Consider the following 17,996-nt stretch of genomic DNA (forward strand, 5'->3'; position numbering starts at 1 on the left):
GTTTTACTTCCCGTAGCCTGATTTTCTTGCTGCGGCTAACTCATACAAGCTATTGCCAGTCGAGCCACAGTTTTCGGTCGCTGGCCCAGAAAGGACCCCAAGATGGAAATTTGGCCAGCAATCGATCTTCTCGGCGGAAAATGTGTTCGCCTGCAACAAGGGGACTATAACCGCGAAACGATTTACGGGGACGATCCCGCCGAGATGGCCAAACGCTGGGTCGAAGAAGGTGCCGACTGCCTCCACCTGGTCGACCTGGACGGAGCCAAAGATGGTAGCCTCAAAAATCGCGACGCGATCTCGGCGATCATTCATGCAGTGAACATTCCGTGTGAAGTAGGGGGCGGCATTCGCGACGAAGCGACCATCGAGCAACTTCTCTCCCTTGGCCTAAGCCGCTTAGTCATCGGTACGAAAGCCCTCCGCGAGCCAGAGTGGTTCGCCGCGATGTGCGAACGTTTCCCCAATAAGCTGGTCCTGGGAATCGACGCCAAAGAAGGGATGGTCGCCACCGACGGCTGGCTGGAAGTAAGCACCACCTCGGCGATCGACCTAGCGAAGACCTACGAACACCTTCCCATCGCCGCTTTAATCTACACCGACATCGCCACCGACGGTATGTTGGCCGGCCCCAATGTCCCGGCCATGCAAGCGATGAAAGAAGCGGTCAATCTGCCGGTGGTTGCCTCTGGCGGGGTCACTTCCGTCGAGGACGTGAAGCACCTCACCGCAGCTGGGCTCGACGGAGCAATTGTCGGTCGGGCTCTGTACGAAAACCGCTTAACCGTTCGCGAAGCGGTCGCCGCCGCTAAATAGCTTGGGAGAAACGAATGCCTGAACTCGCTGAAAAGTCCGAACCGACGATCAACGAGTCAGGCCAATCGTTTCGCCTACGGTTCAGCCTTGCTGCGATGCTGGGTATCATCACCATCCTCGCTGCAATCTTCGGCTACCTCGGTTACTATCGTCCAGCCCAGGCAATCGTCTCTTACCAGGTAGCGACCATCCCCACGCAGCAGCTCGATGCGATTGGGCTCACGTTCAATGCGATTGAGGGCTCGCCTTATCGCTGGGCGGAAGTCAACGACTTCGATCTTGCTACGTTCACGCCAGAGGACAACCGGACTCAGCAGCCGTTTTCAGTTCGGAAAACGGCCATCTCATCCTGGCCGATGGAAGCCGCGAGCTACGTCGATATTCGTTTTGTTGATACTCAGACAGAAGACGGGCGCCCCATGCGAGTAATCGAGACCTCGCAGTTTACTGGTTTCATGGGGACAAGAAAGGCAGGCTTGAACTTGCAATTGCGTCTCGAATTGAACGTCAGCCACCAATACCCCGACTTCCCAAATGCCCCGAAAGATTATCTTCCTCAGCTCAAAACGGCTGAAGGAAAAATATTTTACGAAGGGGCCATGCCGGGTGGGGATTTACTTTTTATCGCCCCAATTAGCAACGACGTTTATCACGCCGTTCTGGTGAGTGCTAAACCGGTCGATAAGCAATCTAGCACCACTACCCAACCCAACCGGTAAGCAGGGCATTCTGCCGCAGTAAACTACGATTAAAGAGTGACTTTCCTGTTTTGATTTTGCGCGGCATACTAGAGATACCGAAGTAACTAATAGGTAATTCATCCTTTTCAAATAGCGAGACCAACCTTACCCAACCAGCTACTTAGACTTCCCAATCGAAGCCTGAACAGCCAATAGCAGTCATTCCACGGAGAAGAGGTTCCCCGTGGCTTTCCCACGCGGGAATTTCTTTTCTCGTGTTTTCACACGGAAGGAGTTTTGCAATGGCTACCTGTGTTTCAGAGACCGTCCGCGATATTGTGCTATGCGGTCATGGCTCGACCGGAAAGACGAGCCTGATTGACCGCCTACTTGAGATAACCCACGCGGTGGACGGCACGCATAGCGTGGATGAAGGAACGAGTGTTTGTGATTTCGAGCCAGAGGAAAAGGCTCACCATCTTTCCATCGAGGCGACTCTCGCCCACTTCGAGCATCAAGGACTTCGCTTTAACGTCATCGACGCTCCTGGCTACCCTGACTTCATCGGGCAGACCATCTCTGGCATGCGAGGCGCCGACACCGCCATGATCGTCATCGACGCGCACGCCGGCATCGCCGTCAACACGCGGCGGGTCTTTCAAGAGGCCGAAAAAGCGGGCATCGGTCGCATGATTGTCATCAACAAAATCGATGCCGAGCATGTTGATTTCGCCGAACTAATGCAATCGATCCGCGAGACGTTTGGCCAGGCTTGTGTGCCGATCAATTTCCCCCGACTAGAAAATGGCTCGATCGTTGGTGTCGTTGAACTTTTGGATGAAAAGGCCAACACTGCGAACACCCCCATCGATCCAGCCATCTATAAAGAGTCGCTCGTCGAAGCGGCAATAGAAGCGGACGAAACTTGGATGGAACGGTATTTCGAGGGCGAAGTGCCTTCTAACGATGACCTGAAGGGGTTGATTCCCCAAGCGGTCGCCGCCGGCACGCTGATTCCCATCGTTTGCTGCAGCATTAAGAAAGGGGTTGGCATCTCCCAGTTGATGGACGCGATGGCATTATGCTCGTTGCCACCCACAATGGTCCATCGCACAGCGAAAACGCACGACGGAAACGAAATCGAGGTCACTGGCGATCCTAACGGGCCTCTGGTCGCTCAAGTGTTCCAAACCCGGATCGATCCCTTCGTGCAGAAGCTAAGCTATATCCGCGTTTACAACGGTACGCTGCGCAAAGACATGACGTTGCCAACTTCCAACGGCAAAAAAGGGCTCCGGATTGGGCAACTGCTGGACGTGCAAGCAAACCACTTAGTCCCCATCGACGAGGCCAAACCGGGCGATATCGTCGCTGTGGCTAAAATGGAACAGCTTCACACCGGGACCAACGAGGGGTCAGTCGAACTGCCTGAGATCGATTTTCCGCAACCGATGGTGGGCGTGGCAATTCGTCCCAAGAGCCACAACGACGAAGCCAAGCTGAGCGTGGCGTTGCACAAGCTGGTTGAAGAAGATCCCACCATCCGTGTCGAACATGACGAAGAGACGCACGAACTGGTGCTGCGAGGCATGAGTGAACTCCACTTGTCGCTCATTCAGGAACGCCTGGCACGGCGCGACCATCTTGAAATTGAAACGTACGAGCCACGCATTCCGTATCGCGAGTCGATCACCTATCGGGCAGATGGTTTCTATCGTCACAAGAAGCAATCGGGCGGGCGTGGTCAATTTGGCGAGGTCCACATCCGGGTGCAACCGCTCCCGCGCGGGACTGATATCGCTACGTTTGCCACAAAGGCGAACTTTCCGAATCTGAAGCATGTCCATTACTTCGATTCAATGAATTTCCTCTGGATCGATTCGATCGTCGGTGCCTCGATTCCTGGCGGCTTTATGCCGGCCGTTGAAAAAGGGCTGATCGAACGTGTCCAGAAGGGCGTGCTGGCAGGTTACCCGCTGCAAGATGTGTGTGTGGAAGTGCACTACGGGAAGCATCATCCGGTCGATAGCAGCGAAACGGCATTCCGCATTGCGGCATCGGCAGCCCTGCGCGATGTTTGCAAAAAAGCGGGACCGCAGCTTTTAGAGCCGATGGTCGAAATGCACGTGACGGTCCCGATCGACTGCGTCGGAGACATCTGCAGCGACATGGCAACGCGTCGCGGGCAGATCTCCGGCACGGAAGACGCCGGCGCGAATATGCAAACGATTGTCTGCGTCGCTCCGTTGGCCGAGATTTCGTCGTACGCTCGCTCGCTTTCCAGCCTCACAGGAGGGCAGGGGACCTATAGCTTGCACTTCGCCCATTACGCTCCACTTCCGATTCACTTACAAGAGAAGCATCAATATCACCTGCAAGAAGAGGAGGAACTCGTTTAGTTCGTGTTTTCATTCATCAAACCGATTGCAGTACCTTGCCCTCGCTTTCAAGTTTGCGAAAATACGAAAGCGAGGGCCTTTTTATGGATTGTTCCTTTCGGGTTCATATTCGTTGCCTATAACGACGAAAACATTGGTGACCATTTTGTCAGGCCGGGCATCTCAAACCCAATAACCCCGTGGAAAAGTCCATGCAACCGGCAAACTTGAACCGAGACATGCATCTTCTGGCGACTTGTTACTGTCGAACCTGCCTCTGTTGTTGTCGTTAACCGACATCCTGGGCCGCTTTTTCGCGTGGCCAAATTCACGATTCGTACAGTAACTCTCTCTCTCCTCGGTTGAATACTCAAGGACACCTGTCATGGCTTCCGATGCTCGCTTAAAAGAAGATCTTCCCACCCTGACCGATCGCATCGTCAGCACCTATCAGCAGATCGGCAAGATCAACCACCTGGGGCACTGCCCGCTGCCCAACTACGACGTGGTGATCTCGATCGTCGAAGACCTGAAAGAGATCATCTACCCTGGCTATCAACGCCGCGAAGGGTTGCACATGGGGAATATCACCTACCATGTGGGGGATCTCGTCGATAGCTTGCACGATAAGCTAACCACGCAAATCGCCCGGGCCCTGCGCCACGACGAAAGAGTGAACGCCAAGAAAGATCCCTGCAATCCACTGGAAGAGACCGACTACGACGCCAAGGGCCAGGCCATGGCCATCGAGTTCCTCAACCGCGTGCCTGACTTACGTGAAATCTTGGCGACCGATGTCCAAGCCGCTTACGACGGCGACCCAGCGTGTGCTAACTTGGACGAAGTCATCTTTTGCTATCCCGGTCTAGAAGCGATCACCGTTTATCGTGTTGCCAACACACTGTACCGCCTAGGCGTACCGTTCATTCCGCGCATGATGACCGAGTGGGCCCACAAGCAAACCGGCATCGATATCCACCCAGGGGCAACGATTGGAAGTTACTTCTTCATCGATCACGGTACCGGTGTGGTCATTGGCCAGACTTGCGAAATCGGCAAGCACGTGAAGTTGTATCAGGGCGTGACGCTCGGAGCGTTGTCGTTCGATACTGACAACGAAGGTAACATCGTCCGGGGTATAAAACGGCACCCGACGATCGAAGATCATGTGGTGATCTATGCCAACGCCACCGTCCTGGGCGGCAGGACCACGGTAGGAAATCACAGCGTGATCGGTTCCAGCGTCTGGCTGACCCGCAGTGTTGATCCTCACACCACCGTGCTGCTAGAAAAGCCTCGCCTCCGGCTTCGCTCGGAAGCGGTCGGCAACATCGAGGAAGAACTCAACTTTCAGATCTAACGTCGTCCACCCCGTGGCCATAAGCGAAATAGGGGAATGCTAATCAATGTGACTAGAAGTGCCAGCCAAGACACTGCTGAGATGATGGCCCCGATAACAAACTCGCGGGGCCAGTAAGTCAGAGTCACAAGACTGTCCCCCGCTTCCACCGGCACGGCCATCATCACGCGATTGGCTCGATAGACCGGAACCGCCGTTCGTGTCTGGCCATTTCTACCGACGATTTCGCACTGCCAGCCGGGATCATAGTATTCGCGAAACACCACCCAACCCGCCTGGCTGTCGACTAACTCGGTAGCAATCTGTCCGGCCCGGCTTCGCTCGTACCGAGAAAAAACAATGGCCCTAGCCGGCTGTGGTGGCACGGTTAGGCGATCCTCTTCTTCCGCCTCTAATACCGTGGGATACCAGTAGTCTTTATCCCATGCGGTGTACTCGCGGGACGGATAGTTCACGTCGACCGCTGGCCCGACTTGAGGCATATTCATCGCTTGCATTTGATCGAGGATTTCATGCGTTCCCTTCCGGCAGTCAACAGCGGAAGTGTCATCCACCGGAACATGCCACGCGACTTGGTTTTGCCACCAAACAGGAGGATAGGTCTGAATCCCATAGGGATAAATGGCGAACATATTTCTGACGAGATCTTTGTACTTCTCTTTCGTCGCCACATTCCAAAGCGTTTCATAATCGCGTGGACGAATACTCACCACAGCAGGTGCGTTCCGCGATGGTCTAATCAGATGGTAGCGTGGAAACTCGGTACTTCGATCGATCTTCAGCCCCTCGATCATCCGATTATCGGAACCCGTGCTCGCGAACGATTCGGGATAGTGGTTCTCCTTCCGGTCGTAGTAGCCACCATAAAACATCGCTCGTGGATTGAACGGCTCGGCGGTTCTTTCAAACCCGTTGTTATGCCACAAGCTTTGCGGCGCCGTCACGAGAATCCATCGATTGCCAAGCGCCAGTTCAGCGCATGCCAACACGATCACCAAACAAGCAGCCAAACGCCGAGGAAGAAAGAAGATCGCCACTACTCCCAGGCTAAGTGCGGCTATTGCCAGGAGAATTCCCGTCGCCATCTGCGATATCCCAGCAGCAGCATCCAGCGGGCCGAAGAGAGCATCGTTAGGTACCGCAGGCAATGCCGAGGCCAACACAGGGGCAACCATCCACAGAGTCCCGCCCAGCACGCCCCCTATCACAGCAAGCGACACTATGCCGAGAAAACCACGCCTGGAGAGACGAATGGTATCGAGACCGCGACCAGCAAGGATCGGCACTGCTAGGGCAACAAAGATCCACCACTTAGCCGGATAACGGAACTCAGCGAACTTTGGTACCACGATGTTGAGCAGCCAATAGAGCCCACCAAATGGTGCCCCCACCGGTAAACCTGCCCCATCCCAACCCAACGCATAGCCGATTTCCAAAATGATCCATCCGAGGCCATACCAGCCCAAGCTGGTTAGAAAACCGAATAGGCCGATCGCGGCCAACCACCGATCTACGCGCTGCGACGACCGGCGAAAGAGACTTACTCCCGCAAGAAAACAAACCATCGAACCGAGGAAAACGGATTGAAACCAGATTCGTCCTTCAGCCGGAATCGCTCGCGTCCAGCGCTCGTTGCGTGGGTACAACTTGCCGCGAAAGTTTGCGCTGAACATCTCCGGCCAGGCCCATGGGGCAACACTGAAATCGTAGCTGTGCCGAGCATGCTGTCCTGCGTGCGGATTGCCCAGCAAATTATCCCACGCCACTTCCTTCCCTTGGATCGCGGTTGACGTCACCTCGTAGAGATTACGTGGCTGATGGCTCGTTCCCCTTACGCTGCGTGTCGCCCACTGGCTCGTCGGCAAGATTTGAATCGCCGAGAGCCCAAACGCCAAACAAGCACAGCCGATTAACGCCGCCAGACGAAACGTCCGCCAGCGGAACCAAGTAGGCCAACTACCTGGAGCACGCCACGGCAACACAAAAAATACCGCCGCCAGAGAAAGCATCATCATCGTATTAAATGCCAACTGCGGATCGCCCCCCAGTACCATCATCGCCAAGCTGCACGCGAGACCGATGCCAGGCAGCAGGGCAGGGCGGCGAGCCAAGCTCCAGCCACACAGCAAAGCCCAGGGCAACCAAGAAGAACCGACAAGGAAGATGATATTCGAGTGATAACTCAACAGCGGACCACCGAACGCATAAGCAACCGCCGCTAAAACGGCGGCCGACTGCGAGCATTTCCAGGTTCGCGCCGCAAGATAAATCCCAGAGTATGCAAGGAAGTAATGCGTCAGCAGATACATCCGCATTCCAAAATCAAATCCCAGCGGCATCAGCAACAACAGCTTGCCAGGATAAAAGACACTGGGGGTGGCATCCGCAGCTAAAGGAGCTCCAATTCCATCCCAAGGGGACCAAAGCGGAATCTCGCCCGCTTTCCACTGACGTGTTACTTCATGGAAGAGAGGGTAATAGAAGTGCGCTGCATCGCGGAACACGAACTGTTCCAAGCGAACAAAGCTGCCGCCAAAGAAGAAAACCGACAAGAGAATAAACGGCAACCAGATCCCTAGCCACTTTCGTACACGATGAAGCGGAAAAGGGCGGTCGGCAAAAGGTACTTTCTGGCTGGGCATCTCCCCATGCTAATAGCCAAGCGGAAACTTGGCTACTAAGCGGGCAAATGCCTGCTGAAAACTTGGCTCAATTGGTCGCCAACAAGCGAGCATACAAATCTCGTAACTCGTCCTTCAGCAAATCGCAGCGAGCCGAAATCACGATGGCCGGCTCGCCGTCGCTCTCGATCGTAGTTCGCGTCTCTCGGAGCGACTTCAGAACGACATCGTCAAAGTGAATGAGCGACAACGGCTCGTTCCCGAGAATAGGGGCAGTCGAATGCATCTAACCAATCTCTCCCGAATGTTTGGGTTCTGCCGATTCAGGCGGATCGGCGGTGTTGGGATGTTTGCCAGCCTGAGTTACCGACTTTGGCTTGGATGTCATGAATCAAGCGTCGCACGGCAGCAACTCCCGTTTGGCCTTGGCCGTCGGTTGCCACCCAATTCGTTTTGGCCTGAGCTGCAGGCGACAACTTCTTCGCCTCAGCGGGCCGACTAGATGAAGCGGCCGCTTGATGAAAACGGAATTCATAGGGACCACACCGAATGCGATCGCCGTTGTTCAGCCGACACAGCAAGGTGTCTTCAGCGTTGACCGTTAACACAGGCTCTGCATCTAAACAACGGATTTGATATCCCTCGTTTGTACGCAGGATATAGGCGTACAGTTCAGGAAACTGGTCGTCGCCCAATACGAGGTCGCATTCCGAGCCAGACCCCAGCATGTAAACCGAAGACTCGATATGCCGAATTCGGAAACTTGCTTGTCCCCGTGTAATTAACAGTTCAGCGTCACCTGCCCGGTTATGTAACAACCGGTCGCGTGATGATGCCTGTTTAAGAGAATCTCGCCCCATGCCGACTTACCTTGACCAACGATGCAATCTGGGGGAATGTGCGGTTACAGTTCCCGATACTGCTGAATTGATCGACAGACGCGCGGCAAGATTTCGCGGCGATTTAGGAGGTTCCGTCCGGTTTTCCCCCAAGGATTACCGCCGGTGGCGTTTCGGTAAGATAGACAACCCTCAAGCTGACTAATACCTGAAAAGCAGAAACGCCTCTGATAGCAACGCTGTTATTGATGCGTTGCTATCAGGTGAGATTTTTCGAGCACCCAAAATCAAATTAGCGAGCTTGCTTAGCCGAGCGGATTTGAGCCCGGGCTTGCTCGATATTTCGTGTTTTGATGGCAGCCAGTTCGGCAGTCGGAGCAACCGCTTTCGAGGCTTCCTCCAACTGTTTCTCCGCCTGTTCCAGGTTGATCTCATCGCAGGGGATTGCCTTACCGGTCAAGATAGTAACCTCGTTGTTGGCAATTTGGACGAATCCACCGTCAATATAAAGCTTCTGGGTTTGGCCTGACGAGCGAAATCGCATTTCGCCGTAGCCAAGTCGACCGATCATAGGGGCATGGTTTTCACCAATCCCCATCTCGCCGTCCGCCAAGGGGAGGGAGATAAAGTCAGCCGTTGTTTCCAGAGCGGTCTTCTCAGGGGTGACCACGATGCATTGGATGGAAGGCACGATTAACGCTTCTCCGTAGCCATCTTACGGGCTTGTTCTTCTGCCTGTTCGATCGAACCAACGTACATAAATGCCGATTCCGGTAGGTGATCCCACTTACCATCGCAGATTTCTTCAAAGCTGCGGATCGTATCGGCCAACGGGGTGATTTCACCTGGCTTGCCGATAAACTTTTCAGCCACGAGGAACGGTTGCGAGAGGAAGCGTTCGATACGACGAGCACGGTGGACGATGATTTTGTCCGATTCGCTCAATTCGTCGATACCGAGAATCGCGATAATGTCTTGCAATTCGCGATAACGCTGAAGGGTAGTTTGCACGCGGCGAGCGATTGCGTAATGGCGTTCGCCCACGTACTGCGGATCGAGAATACGGCTGGACGATGCCAGCGGATCCACAGCCGGATAAATCCCCTTTTCCGAAATCGATCGTTCCAGGTAAATGAACGCGTCCAACTGACCGAACGCCGTAGCTGGGGCCGGGTCGGTCGGATCGTCCGCCGGCACGTAAACCGCTTGCACCGAGGTAATAGCCCCCTTCTTGGTCGAAGCAATTCGTTCCTGGAGGGCACCCATTTCCGTGGCCAACGTCGGCTGATAACCCACCGCAGAAGGCATACGTCCCAGAAGTGCAGACACTTCAGAACCTGCTTGCGAGAAGCGGAAGATGTTGTCAACAAATAACAGTGTATCGGTCCCGGTGGCATCGCGAAAATGCTCAGCCATGGTCAGAGCACTCATTGCCACGCGAAGACGGGCACCTGGCGGCTCGTTCATCTGACCGAACACCATACAGGTTTGTTCGATAACGTAACGGCCGGTGGTACCGATTTCGGTTTCCTGCATTTCCAGCCAGAGGTCGGTCCCTTCACGAGTCCGTTCCCCCACGCCAGCAAACACCGAGAAACCACCGTGAGCCGATGCGATACGAGCGATCAACTCGGTGAGAATAACGGTCTTACCCAGACCAGCACCACCGAACAGCCCAGCTTTACCACCACGAACGAACGGGGTAAGCAGGTCGATCACCTTAATACCGGTCTCGAACACTTCCGTGCTGGTCGACAACTCGTCAACAGCCGGGGCAGGGCGATGAATCGGCATGTAGGTTTCAGCGTCAACCGGACCGCGACCATCGATCGCATCACCGGTGACATTGAACACGCGACCAAGGGTAGCCTTGCCAACCGGAACCGAAATCGGCTTGCCGGTATCGACACAATCCAAACCACGGATCAAGCCGTCCGTGCTACCCAGGGCAACGCAACGAACGCGATTGCCACCCAGGTGCTGCTGCACCTCTCCGGTCAGGTTGATCGTGACACCCTTATAATCACCGTTCACTTTCACGGCGTTGTAGATCGCCGGGAGAGCGCCGTCGCTGAATTCAGCGTCGAAGGTCGAACCGATGACCTGGGTGATCTTTCCGATTTTCTGTTCGGTCGCAGTCGCCATTTTTCTAGTCTCGATAGGAATCGGTTTCTGATCGCGTTGCCAAGGCAAGGTAGCAACTACCCAATCGCCTCACAGCCGCGGTATGTCTTTAGCATGACGGAATCTTAGGAGCTCGCGAGAGCTTCAACGCCGCCGATGATTTCCATAATTTCGTTGGTGATCCGGCTCTGACGTGCGCGGTTATATTCGCGAGACAGGAACTTGATCAGATCGTTTGCATTCTCGGTTGCTGCCTTCATGGCGACACGTCGTGCGATTTGTTCGCACACAGCGGCATCAAGGAAGCACTTGAACAATTTCACCTTGAAGCTGGTCGGAACGACTTCTTCTAGGATGCTTTCGGCCGAAGGAATGAACTCGTACATCGACCCCGTGGCAGGCTCTTCTTGCGGGGCACCCGTTTCGGCCGCACCTTCCAAACCACTCAAAGGAAGCAATGTTTCCACAGCCGGCTGTTGCCGGGAAGTGGAGACGAACTTCATATAAGCGACGTCCAAGCGATCGATTTGCTTGCCTTGGAAGGCATCTAGCAAGTCGACCGCAATCGTCTCAACTTCTTCGTAGCGTGGCTTATCTTCAAAGTTAAAGAAGGCTTTGGTAGGACTAAGCTTCCGTTGTATACGGAAAATCGAAATCCCCTTCTTGCCAGAGATCCACAATTCGACTTCGCCGTATTCTTCCCGCAGTTCTTTCAAACGTGGGAACGAAGCTCGGCAAATGTTGCCGTTGTAGCCGCCACACAGACCGCGGTTCGAGGTGAGCACCAACAGCACGGCCTTCTTCTTCGATTCGCGCTTCTCCAAAAGGGGATGCTGGAATTCGAGATCGGTCGCGGTTAGGTCCTTTACCAACTGCGTGATCCGCTGCGTGAACGCCGTAGCGGCAGAGGCTCGGTCCATGGCCTGCTTAAAGCGGGCCGTGGCGATGAGCTCCATCGTTCGCGTAATCTTCTTGATATTGCGAACCGACTTGCGGCGTTTATCGAGGGTTCTTGGATTGGCCATGTTCTTTGGTGGCTAAAAGGATCGCGGCGAGGGCGACTAAACTTCGGCAGTTTCCGATGGGACGAAGGTCTTCTGGAATTCGGCAATCGACTTTTCCATCAGGTCGCGAACTTCGTCGGTCAAATCCTTCGTCTCTTCCAGCTTCTCTCGAATCTGGGCGTACTTGGCTTTGACGAATTCGAGGTACTCCGCTTCCCAGCGAAGAACGTCCACCACAGGAACTTCGTCCAAGTGGCCACGAGTACCTGCGTAAATGCTGAGCACTTGATCGTAGACGTCCAGCGGCTTGTACTGACCTTGCTTCAACAATTCGACCATCCGGTAACCGCGATCGAGACGTCGTTGCGTCGCGTCATCCAGTTCCGTACCGAGTTGGGCAAACGCTTCCAATTCACGGAAAGCGGCCAAGTCGAGGCGGAGACCACCGGCAACCTTCTTCATCGCCTTAATCTGAGCGTTACCGCCCACGCGAGAAACCGAAATACCAACGTTCATAGCCGGGCGGATACCAGCAAAGAACAAGTCGGGTTGCAGATAAATCTGGCCGTCAGTAATCGAAATCACGTTGGTTGGAATGTAGGCAGAAACTTCGCCTTCCAGCGTTTCGATGATTGGCAGCGAAGTCAACGAACCTGCACCGAGGGCATCGCTCAGCTTGGCAGAGCGTTCCAACAAGCGGCTATGACAATAGAACACGTCACCTGGGTAAGCTTCACGTCCTGGTGGACGACGCATCAGCAGCGACAATTCGCGGTAGGCAGCCGCTTGCTTCGACAAGTCGTCGTAAACGATCAAAGCATGCTGGCCATTGAACATGAAGTACTCAGCCATTGCGGTACCGGCATAAGGAGCCACGTACTGCAGCGGGGCAGGGACACTGGCCCCAGCCACGATGACCGTTGTGTATTCCATCGCACCATTCCGGCGAAGGATTTCCACAACACCGGCAACCGATGAGTCTTTCTGACCGACGGCAACGTAAAAACATTTTACGCCAGTATTCTTCTGATTCAGAATGGCGTCGATCGCAATCGCGGTCTTACCCGTCTTACGGTCGCCAATAACCAGTTCGCGCTGACCACGTCCGACAGGGGTCATCGCGTCAATCGCTTTGATCCCGGTTTGCATCGGTTCGGTCACCGGCATACGTTCGGAAACGCCAGGCGCTAAGAATTCCACCGGGCGGGTTTCGCTCGATTGAATCGGCCCCATGCCATCCAAAGGATTTCCCAGCGGATCGACCACGCGGCCCAGCACGGCCTCGCCGACTGGCACCGAGAGCAAGGTTCCGAGGGCTTTGACTTCATCACCTTCTTTAATGGTGAGGTAGTCGCCCAGAATAATCACACCGACGCTGTTCTCTTCCAGATTGAAGGCCAGGCCGATCGTGCCGTTGGGGAACTCGACCATTTCGCCGGCCATGATGCCGGAGAGGCCATAGACCCGAGCGATACCGTCACCTACTTCCAGGACACGACCAACTTCTCGCACGTCCACTTGCGTGTCGAACTGTTGGATCTCCTGCTGGATGACAGAAGCGATTTCGTCCGCGTTGAATTTCATGGAACTTACCGTCTACTGCGTTAACTCTGCGTTGAATTGGTGAATCGCTCGAGGGAGGCTTTCGCCTCTTGAGCCGTTTTTTCGAGTGCCTTGAGGCGAAGCTGTTTCAGCCGATTAGCGAGGCTGCCATCAAAGACGGTATCGCCGACGTGCAAGACTAGCCCGCCAATCAAATCGGGATCGACTTCGGTCTTTAACACGATTTCCCGCCCTAGCTTCTCTTTCAAACGATCGGTCAGACTAGCGGCCAATTCCTCGGGAAGCGGAGCAGCGGTTGTGGCGGTGACTTCGATTAATCCACGACGCTCGTTATCGATCTTCTTCGCCGCTTCATAAATCTCGCGAAGACAATCTTGTCGTCCATGCTGATTCACCACCTTCAGGAAGGTGAGCAGCACCGGATTCATCTTGTCACCAAATGCCTTATTCAAGACATCGATCCGCTGTTCTTCTGTAAGAATCGAGCCAGCGAGTGCATGCCGTAAATCTTCGCGTTGGGCGATCACATCGTCGAGCAACGATTGGAGCTCTTCCAATACGACCGCAGTTTGGCCAGCGTCATCCGCAGCCCCAAGCAAAGCCTTGGCGTATACGGTGCCGATGCGTTGCCGGCCGAGGTCAAAGGTCGAATTGTCGGAAGATGGTCCAGCCATGGTTCGGAAGGATTATCCTGACGAAGGTTAGGGCGTAAGGGAAAACGATCTTCAGTGTCTACCTAGTTTTTGCTAGGCAGCTTGGAAATCGAATCCTGAATCAAATTGGCGTGATCTTCGGCGGTCAGCTCTTTGCGTGTGATCTGTCCCGCCAGCTCGACCGCCAAATTGACGGAAGCCTGAGCCAGTTCGTTGATCGCGGCCCCCTTGGCGGCCTCGATTTCGCGGGTTGCTCGCTCCATCGTCGCATGGGCCGACTTCTGAGCAGCTTCTTCGATCTGCTTTGCCTTTTGATCGGCCAGCTGGATCATTTCGTCCCGCGTCTGTTTGATTTCCTGTTGAGCTTCGGAGAGCTTCCGAGTGTACTCGTCCAACTTAGCTTTGGCTTGTTCGTACATCTCTTCTGCCTTCTTCATCTTGCCTTCCATCGACTCTTCGCGAGCCTTCAGAGCGGCAACAATTGGTCCCCAGGCAAAGTAACCCAAAACGGTTACTAAGCCGAGAAACACGAACAAGGTGAACAGAGACAATTCAAGCTGAAATGCCAAAGGGTCTTCCAGCGAAGCCGAAGCGTCATTGTGCGAGAGGTCGTTTGGATTGCCGTGACCAGCGTGACCTTCCTCACCATGAGCGTCGGCAACCGCCTCCTGAATATCGCCATCAGCGACATCAGCGACAATTTCCTTGAACTTCTCGGCTCGCTCGCGACGATCCTCTTGCTTCTCCGGGGCAGCTTCTTCCGCCGCTGCCATCGGCTGAGCCTCGGCGGCAGGCTCTTCTTTTTCAGTATCCTGAGCCCAAGCAGGGGCAAACAGGAAACCAATCAGAAGAACCCCTGCAAACGTGCTCCATGGCTTTGGTTGAAGTAATGCGTTTCGCATCGTTAATGCAATCCCGGAAAATGCTTGAAAGGTGGACTCGGCTCGGCACCAACAGGCAAGCTGAATACGACTAGGCGATCCAGCACAACAGCAGGGCGAAGAAGGTAAAACCTTCGATAAGAGCGGCGGCGATAATCATCGCGGTTTGAATGTTGCCAGCAACTTCGGGCTGACGAGCCATGCTTTCCAACGCACTGGCAGCCAACTTACCGATGCCGTAACCAGCACCGATAACGACCAGGCCGATACCGAGATAGTTGGTGGCAATGGGCATGGTTGCCGTAGCTTGTTGGGCCATAGCCGGAACAGCCATCGCGAGCAGGGCAAAAACACTCATGATGCTCAATTTGACGAAATTGATCACGGAACAGGTCTCCTCAACCGTAACGAAATGCGTTTACGTGTGTTTCGGGAAAAAAAGGTCTACGTTTCTATATCCAAAGGCGACGTCAACGATCTTGCGGGGCACAACCTTAGTGGCTGTGTGTTTCTGCATTGATGAACAGTGCAGCCAACAAAGCGAAGACGTATGCCTGGAGGAAGGCAACAAAAAGTTCTAAACAACTCAACAGGATACTTCCCGCCAAGACGATTACCATCACAGGCAATGCGAGCAAATATCCTTGATCTTGGACGGCGATTGCCAAGCCCATCACCGCTAGAAGCACCACGTGCCCAGCGACCATGTTGGCAAGCAAACGAACGCCCAACACCGCATGCTTAATCAACATCCCCATGACTTCAATGACGAACATCATCGGCAGGATGAAAATTGCCAGAACAAACGGCAGGTCCATCGATGGGACCAGGTTCTTCCAAACCCCGATCACACCAAACTCTTTTGCCCCAGCAATCATCCCAATAAACAAGACCGCTACGGCTAAAGTTATGGTCACGCTGATCGACCCGGTTGGTGACCCCATCCACGGGATCAAACCAAAGAGGTTACACCCAAGGACAAAGAAAAACAGGGACCACAGCGTGGCGACAAACTTGTCGGCACCATGATGGATATTCGCTTTGGCAACCTGGTCGCGTATGAACGTGATAAATACGTCCAACATATTCCAGAGCGTTCCCTTGGGAAGCTTGCCATGAGCAATTCGGCGTGAGTAGGCGATAAAGACTATCGCGATAATGATCGCGACGAACACTTCAATCACCATAAACTTGGATATTGCAAAACCTGCTTCTTTTTCATACAGATTTCGCAGCTTTGTGCCTGGCAACTGAGGTATCAGGATCTTGCCACTCAATGCGTGGTTATACCCTTCGATCTTCTCAGGCGCCCATTTGGCTTCTTTGGACGATTTGTATTGTTCGGCGGTAATCGCGTTAGCGATCACTAGGCCATTCTTGGCCCAAGCCAACTCATCGCCACCTTCACTTTTCGGTGCCGCAAGTTCTGCTAAGTAACGCTGGACAGGCTTGCCGTGGTTGCCTTCTTCGTGTTTCCAATGCTCGTAGTTGTGCAGAAAGTCATGCTCGCCTGGCAGACCTTCAATTCCCTCACTACTGAGCGTGTGATAGACCTGCTCGGCTTGCCATTCCTGAAACTGGGGGTCTAAACGAACCCACACATCCGGAAAGTCTTGCACGGTCTCGTGGTTCTTCGGCCACAACCACTTCGGAACTTCGAAGTAGAAACTGTCTTTAATGTGGAGCAGGACCTCGTTGGCGGCCATTAGCTAAGCGGCTTTCTTAAATATGGACGTCTGCGATACGAGTTGGACTGCCAATACGGTTTCGACCGCGAGGGTCAAAAGATAGTAGACCAATATCATGCCAAACAATCCTGCCTCAGCAAGCGGACCACCAGCGGTATGCATTAACATTCCGAAAACTAGTGGAATTCCCGTGCGAAAAAACATTCCTAGCAGGACCGATGGAATTTTGAAGTCGGATTCGCGAAACAGAATTGTCAGTACAAGGGCCGCTTCCATGCCTAACAGCACGACCGTGGCGGCCGTTGCGGCAGAGAAGACACCAAGCAATTCATAGCGGGTGTAACCGTACGCCGCAAACAATGGGAAGACCCCCATCACACCTAGCAACATCCACAAACACGGCCAAAAGTCGTGCGCAGTTGCCTTAGGAGCATTGCTATTTGCAGAAGTGTTGGCGTTGGGAGTTGTCATCGCTTTGTAGCGGGGCGTTGGGGTTTGCAGAGAGAACTAGGGGTGATGCTCTTCATCACCATGGGCCTTGTCGTGCTCTACACGTCCGCGAGTTTCTGGCGAATTGGCCATGATCACCAAATGCGTCATGCCCAAGATGAGCCCGGCAACAAACCCAATCATCGCGAAAACAGGAACTGGAATCCCGAGAAATTGGTCTAGCCAATATCCTATTACTCCTGGCATAACCATCTCGCCGCAGATTGTAAAAATCCGCCCTACCCAAACGTAGGCTCTTGCAATCGGACTCAGATCCGGCTCAAGAGGTGGTGCCAAGGGGTAAGCCCTCTAAAGGTAAAGGGAAGGGCTCCAGGCCGTTGTTCACGTAAGATCGAGGGTGCTACCACGAACTCATGCGGGACAATCTATTTCATCACCTGGGCATGGTCAATTAGGCCAGACCGCCGCAGGGAGGGAATTCGTGGAATTTTTCACAAAGTCACATCACCACCGAGCTATGATCTACCTCGCCAGAAGACAACCCCCTCGCCTGGGTAGCATGATTTCACGTTTTGGCATCACAAACTTCTCTGTTTCAGTAATCTTCGCTAGATGCGACAAACTTTCCGAAAAAGTGCAAACCGGCCCTTGAAAACCAACGTACCACGGGTGGTTAGTACATTGCAATTTGACTGGTCTTTAGCTACAATCGAGAGAAGTTTGTTTGCTCAAGATGCCACCCTGCAGAGCGGTTACCACCACACTCATTAGCAGCGTGAAACTTCACTCCCCTAAACACCCTTCCGTGTGATTAGAGGATGTGATTTACACCTTAGCAAACGAGGCTTTTGGCTCCCCCCAAAAACCTCGGCCCCACCTAATCGATGAATAGCTAGTTACCTCCCCGGTAACTCGTAGGCCTTATCAGCACTTCACTTA

17 protein-coding genes are annotated in these 17,996 nt (G+C 53.9%); 4 read left to right on the top strand and 13 right to left on the bottom strand.

Annotated elements, in window-relative coordinates; translation table 11 throughout:
• Positions 1 to 102: 102 nt before the first annotated feature.
• The 4 genes from hisA (at position 103) to DTL42_RS21930 (ending at position 5,234) form a co-directional block, all read left to right on the top strand.
• Entirely contained in the window at positions 103 to 816 is a 714-nt protein-coding gene (gene hisA, locus DTL42_RS21915; RefSeq protein WP_114372207.1) for a 1-(5-phosphoribosyl)-5-[(5-phosphoribosylamino)methylideneamino]imidazole-4-carboxamide isomerase, read from the top strand.
• 14 nt (positions 817 to 830) lie between these two features.
• A complete protein-coding gene (locus tag DTL42_RS21920; protein WP_114372209.1) occupies positions 831 to 1,535 on the top strand; it encodes a hypothetical protein in 705 nt (234 codons plus the stop codon).
• 263 nt (positions 1,536 to 1,798) lie between these two features.
• Complete coding sequence (locus DTL42_RS21925) at positions 1,799 to 3,895, top strand: elongation factor G (RefSeq protein WP_114372211.1); 2,097 nt, start codon at positions 1,799 to 1,801, stop codon at positions 3,893 to 3,895.
• A gap of 364 nt (positions 3,896 to 4,259) precedes the next feature.
• A complete protein-coding gene (locus DTL42_RS21930) occupies positions 4,260 to 5,234 on the top strand; it encodes a serine O-acetyltransferase (RefSeq protein WP_114372213.1) in 975 nt (324 codons plus the stop codon).
• Here the strand turns inward: DTL42_RS21930 and DTL42_RS21935 are convergent.
• The 13 genes from DTL42_RS21935 to DTL42_RS21995 form a co-directional block, all read right to left on the bottom strand.
• Positions 5,231 to 7,876: a YfhO family protein gene (locus tag DTL42_RS21935; protein ID WP_114372215.1), complete on the bottom strand. Its 2,646-nt coding sequence runs from the start codon at positions 7,874 to 7,876 to the stop codon at positions 5,231 to 5,233. The genes DTL42_RS21930 and DTL42_RS21935 overlap by 4 nt on opposite strands.
• A 67-nt stretch (positions 7,877 to 7,943) precedes the next feature.
• Positions 7,944 to 8,141 (bottom strand): hypothetical protein, encoded by a 198-nt coding sequence (locus DTL42_RS21940; protein ID WP_114372217.1) that lies wholly within the window; start codon positions 8,139 to 8,141, stop codon positions 7,944 to 7,946.
• Between the two features lie 37 nt (positions 8,142 to 8,178).
• The gene (locus tag DTL42_RS21945; protein WP_114372218.1) at positions 8,179 to 8,715 is read right to left on the bottom strand and encodes an FHA domain-containing protein; all 537 of its coding nucleotides are present in this window, start codon (positions 8,713 to 8,715) and stop codon (positions 8,179 to 8,181) included.
• 271 nt (positions 8,716 to 8,986) lie between these two features.
• On the bottom strand, positions 8,987 to 9,385 hold the full coding sequence (gene atpC, locus DTL42_RS21950; protein WP_114372220.1) for an ATP synthase F1 subunit epsilon: 399 nt from the start codon (positions 9,383 to 9,385) through the stop codon (positions 8,987 to 8,989).
• Between the two features lie 2 nt (positions 9,386 to 9,387).
• A complete protein-coding gene (gene atpD, locus DTL42_RS21955; protein ID WP_114372222.1) occupies positions 9,388 to 10,839 on the bottom strand; it encodes a F0F1 ATP synthase subunit beta in 1,452 nt (483 codons plus the stop codon).
• Between the two features lie 104 nt (positions 10,840 to 10,943).
• Positions 10,944 to 11,843: an ATP synthase F1 subunit gamma gene (gene atpG / locus DTL42_RS21960; RefSeq protein ID WP_114372224.1), complete on the bottom strand. Its 900-nt coding sequence runs from the start codon at positions 11,841 to 11,843 to the stop codon at positions 10,944 to 10,946.
• A 36-nt stretch (positions 11,844 to 11,879) separates the two neighbouring features.
• Complete coding sequence (atpA, locus tag DTL42_RS21965; protein ID WP_114372226.1) at positions 11,880 to 13,406, bottom strand: F0F1 ATP synthase subunit alpha; 1,527 nt, start codon at positions 13,404 to 13,406, stop codon at positions 11,880 to 11,882.
• A 20-nt stretch (positions 13,407 to 13,426) separates the two neighbouring features.
• Complete coding sequence (atpH, locus tag DTL42_RS21970) at positions 13,427 to 14,059, bottom strand: ATP synthase F1 subunit delta (protein ID WP_114372228.1); 633 nt, start codon at positions 14,057 to 14,059, stop codon at positions 13,427 to 13,429.
• Positions 14,060 to 14,121: 62 nt separating this feature from the next.
• Positions 14,122 to 14,940 (bottom strand): ATP synthase F0 subunit B, encoded by an 819-nt coding sequence (locus tag DTL42_RS21975; RefSeq protein WP_114372230.1) that lies wholly within the window; start codon positions 14,938 to 14,940, stop codon positions 14,122 to 14,124.
• A 70-nt stretch (positions 14,941 to 15,010) separates the two neighbouring features.
• Positions 15,011 to 15,253 carry an ATP synthase F0 subunit C gene (gene atpE / locus DTL42_RS21980; RefSeq protein WP_425305533.1) on the bottom strand — a complete coding sequence of 81 codons (243 nt, stop codon included), beginning with the start codon at positions 15,251 to 15,253 and terminating at the stop codon, positions 15,011 to 15,013.
• A 160-nt stretch (positions 15,254 to 15,413) separates the two neighbouring features.
• The gene (gene atpB / locus DTL42_RS21985) at positions 15,414 to 16,625 is read right to left on the bottom strand and encodes a F0F1 ATP synthase subunit A (protein WP_114372233.1); all 1,212 of its coding nucleotides are present in this window, start codon (positions 16,623 to 16,625) and stop codon (positions 15,414 to 15,416) included.
• Positions 16,626 to 16,628: 3 nt separating this feature from the next.
• Positions 16,629 to 17,078, bottom strand: coding sequence for a hypothetical protein (locus tag DTL42_RS21990; RefSeq protein ID WP_147274401.1), 450 nt, complete (start codon positions 17,076 to 17,078; stop codon positions 16,629 to 16,631).
• Between the two features lie 36 nt (positions 17,079 to 17,114).
• Positions 17,115 to 17,303: an AtpZ/AtpI family protein gene (locus DTL42_RS21995; protein WP_114372237.1), complete on the bottom strand. Its 189-nt coding sequence runs from the start codon at positions 17,301 to 17,303 to the stop codon at positions 17,115 to 17,117.
• Positions 17,304 to 17,996: the final 693 nt, after the last annotated feature.

The sequence above is a fragment of the Bremerella cremea genome (assembly GCF_003335505.1).
Taxonomy (GTDB): domain Bacteria; phylum Planctomycetota; class Planctomycetia; order Pirellulales; family Pirellulaceae; genus Bremerella; species Bremerella cremea_A.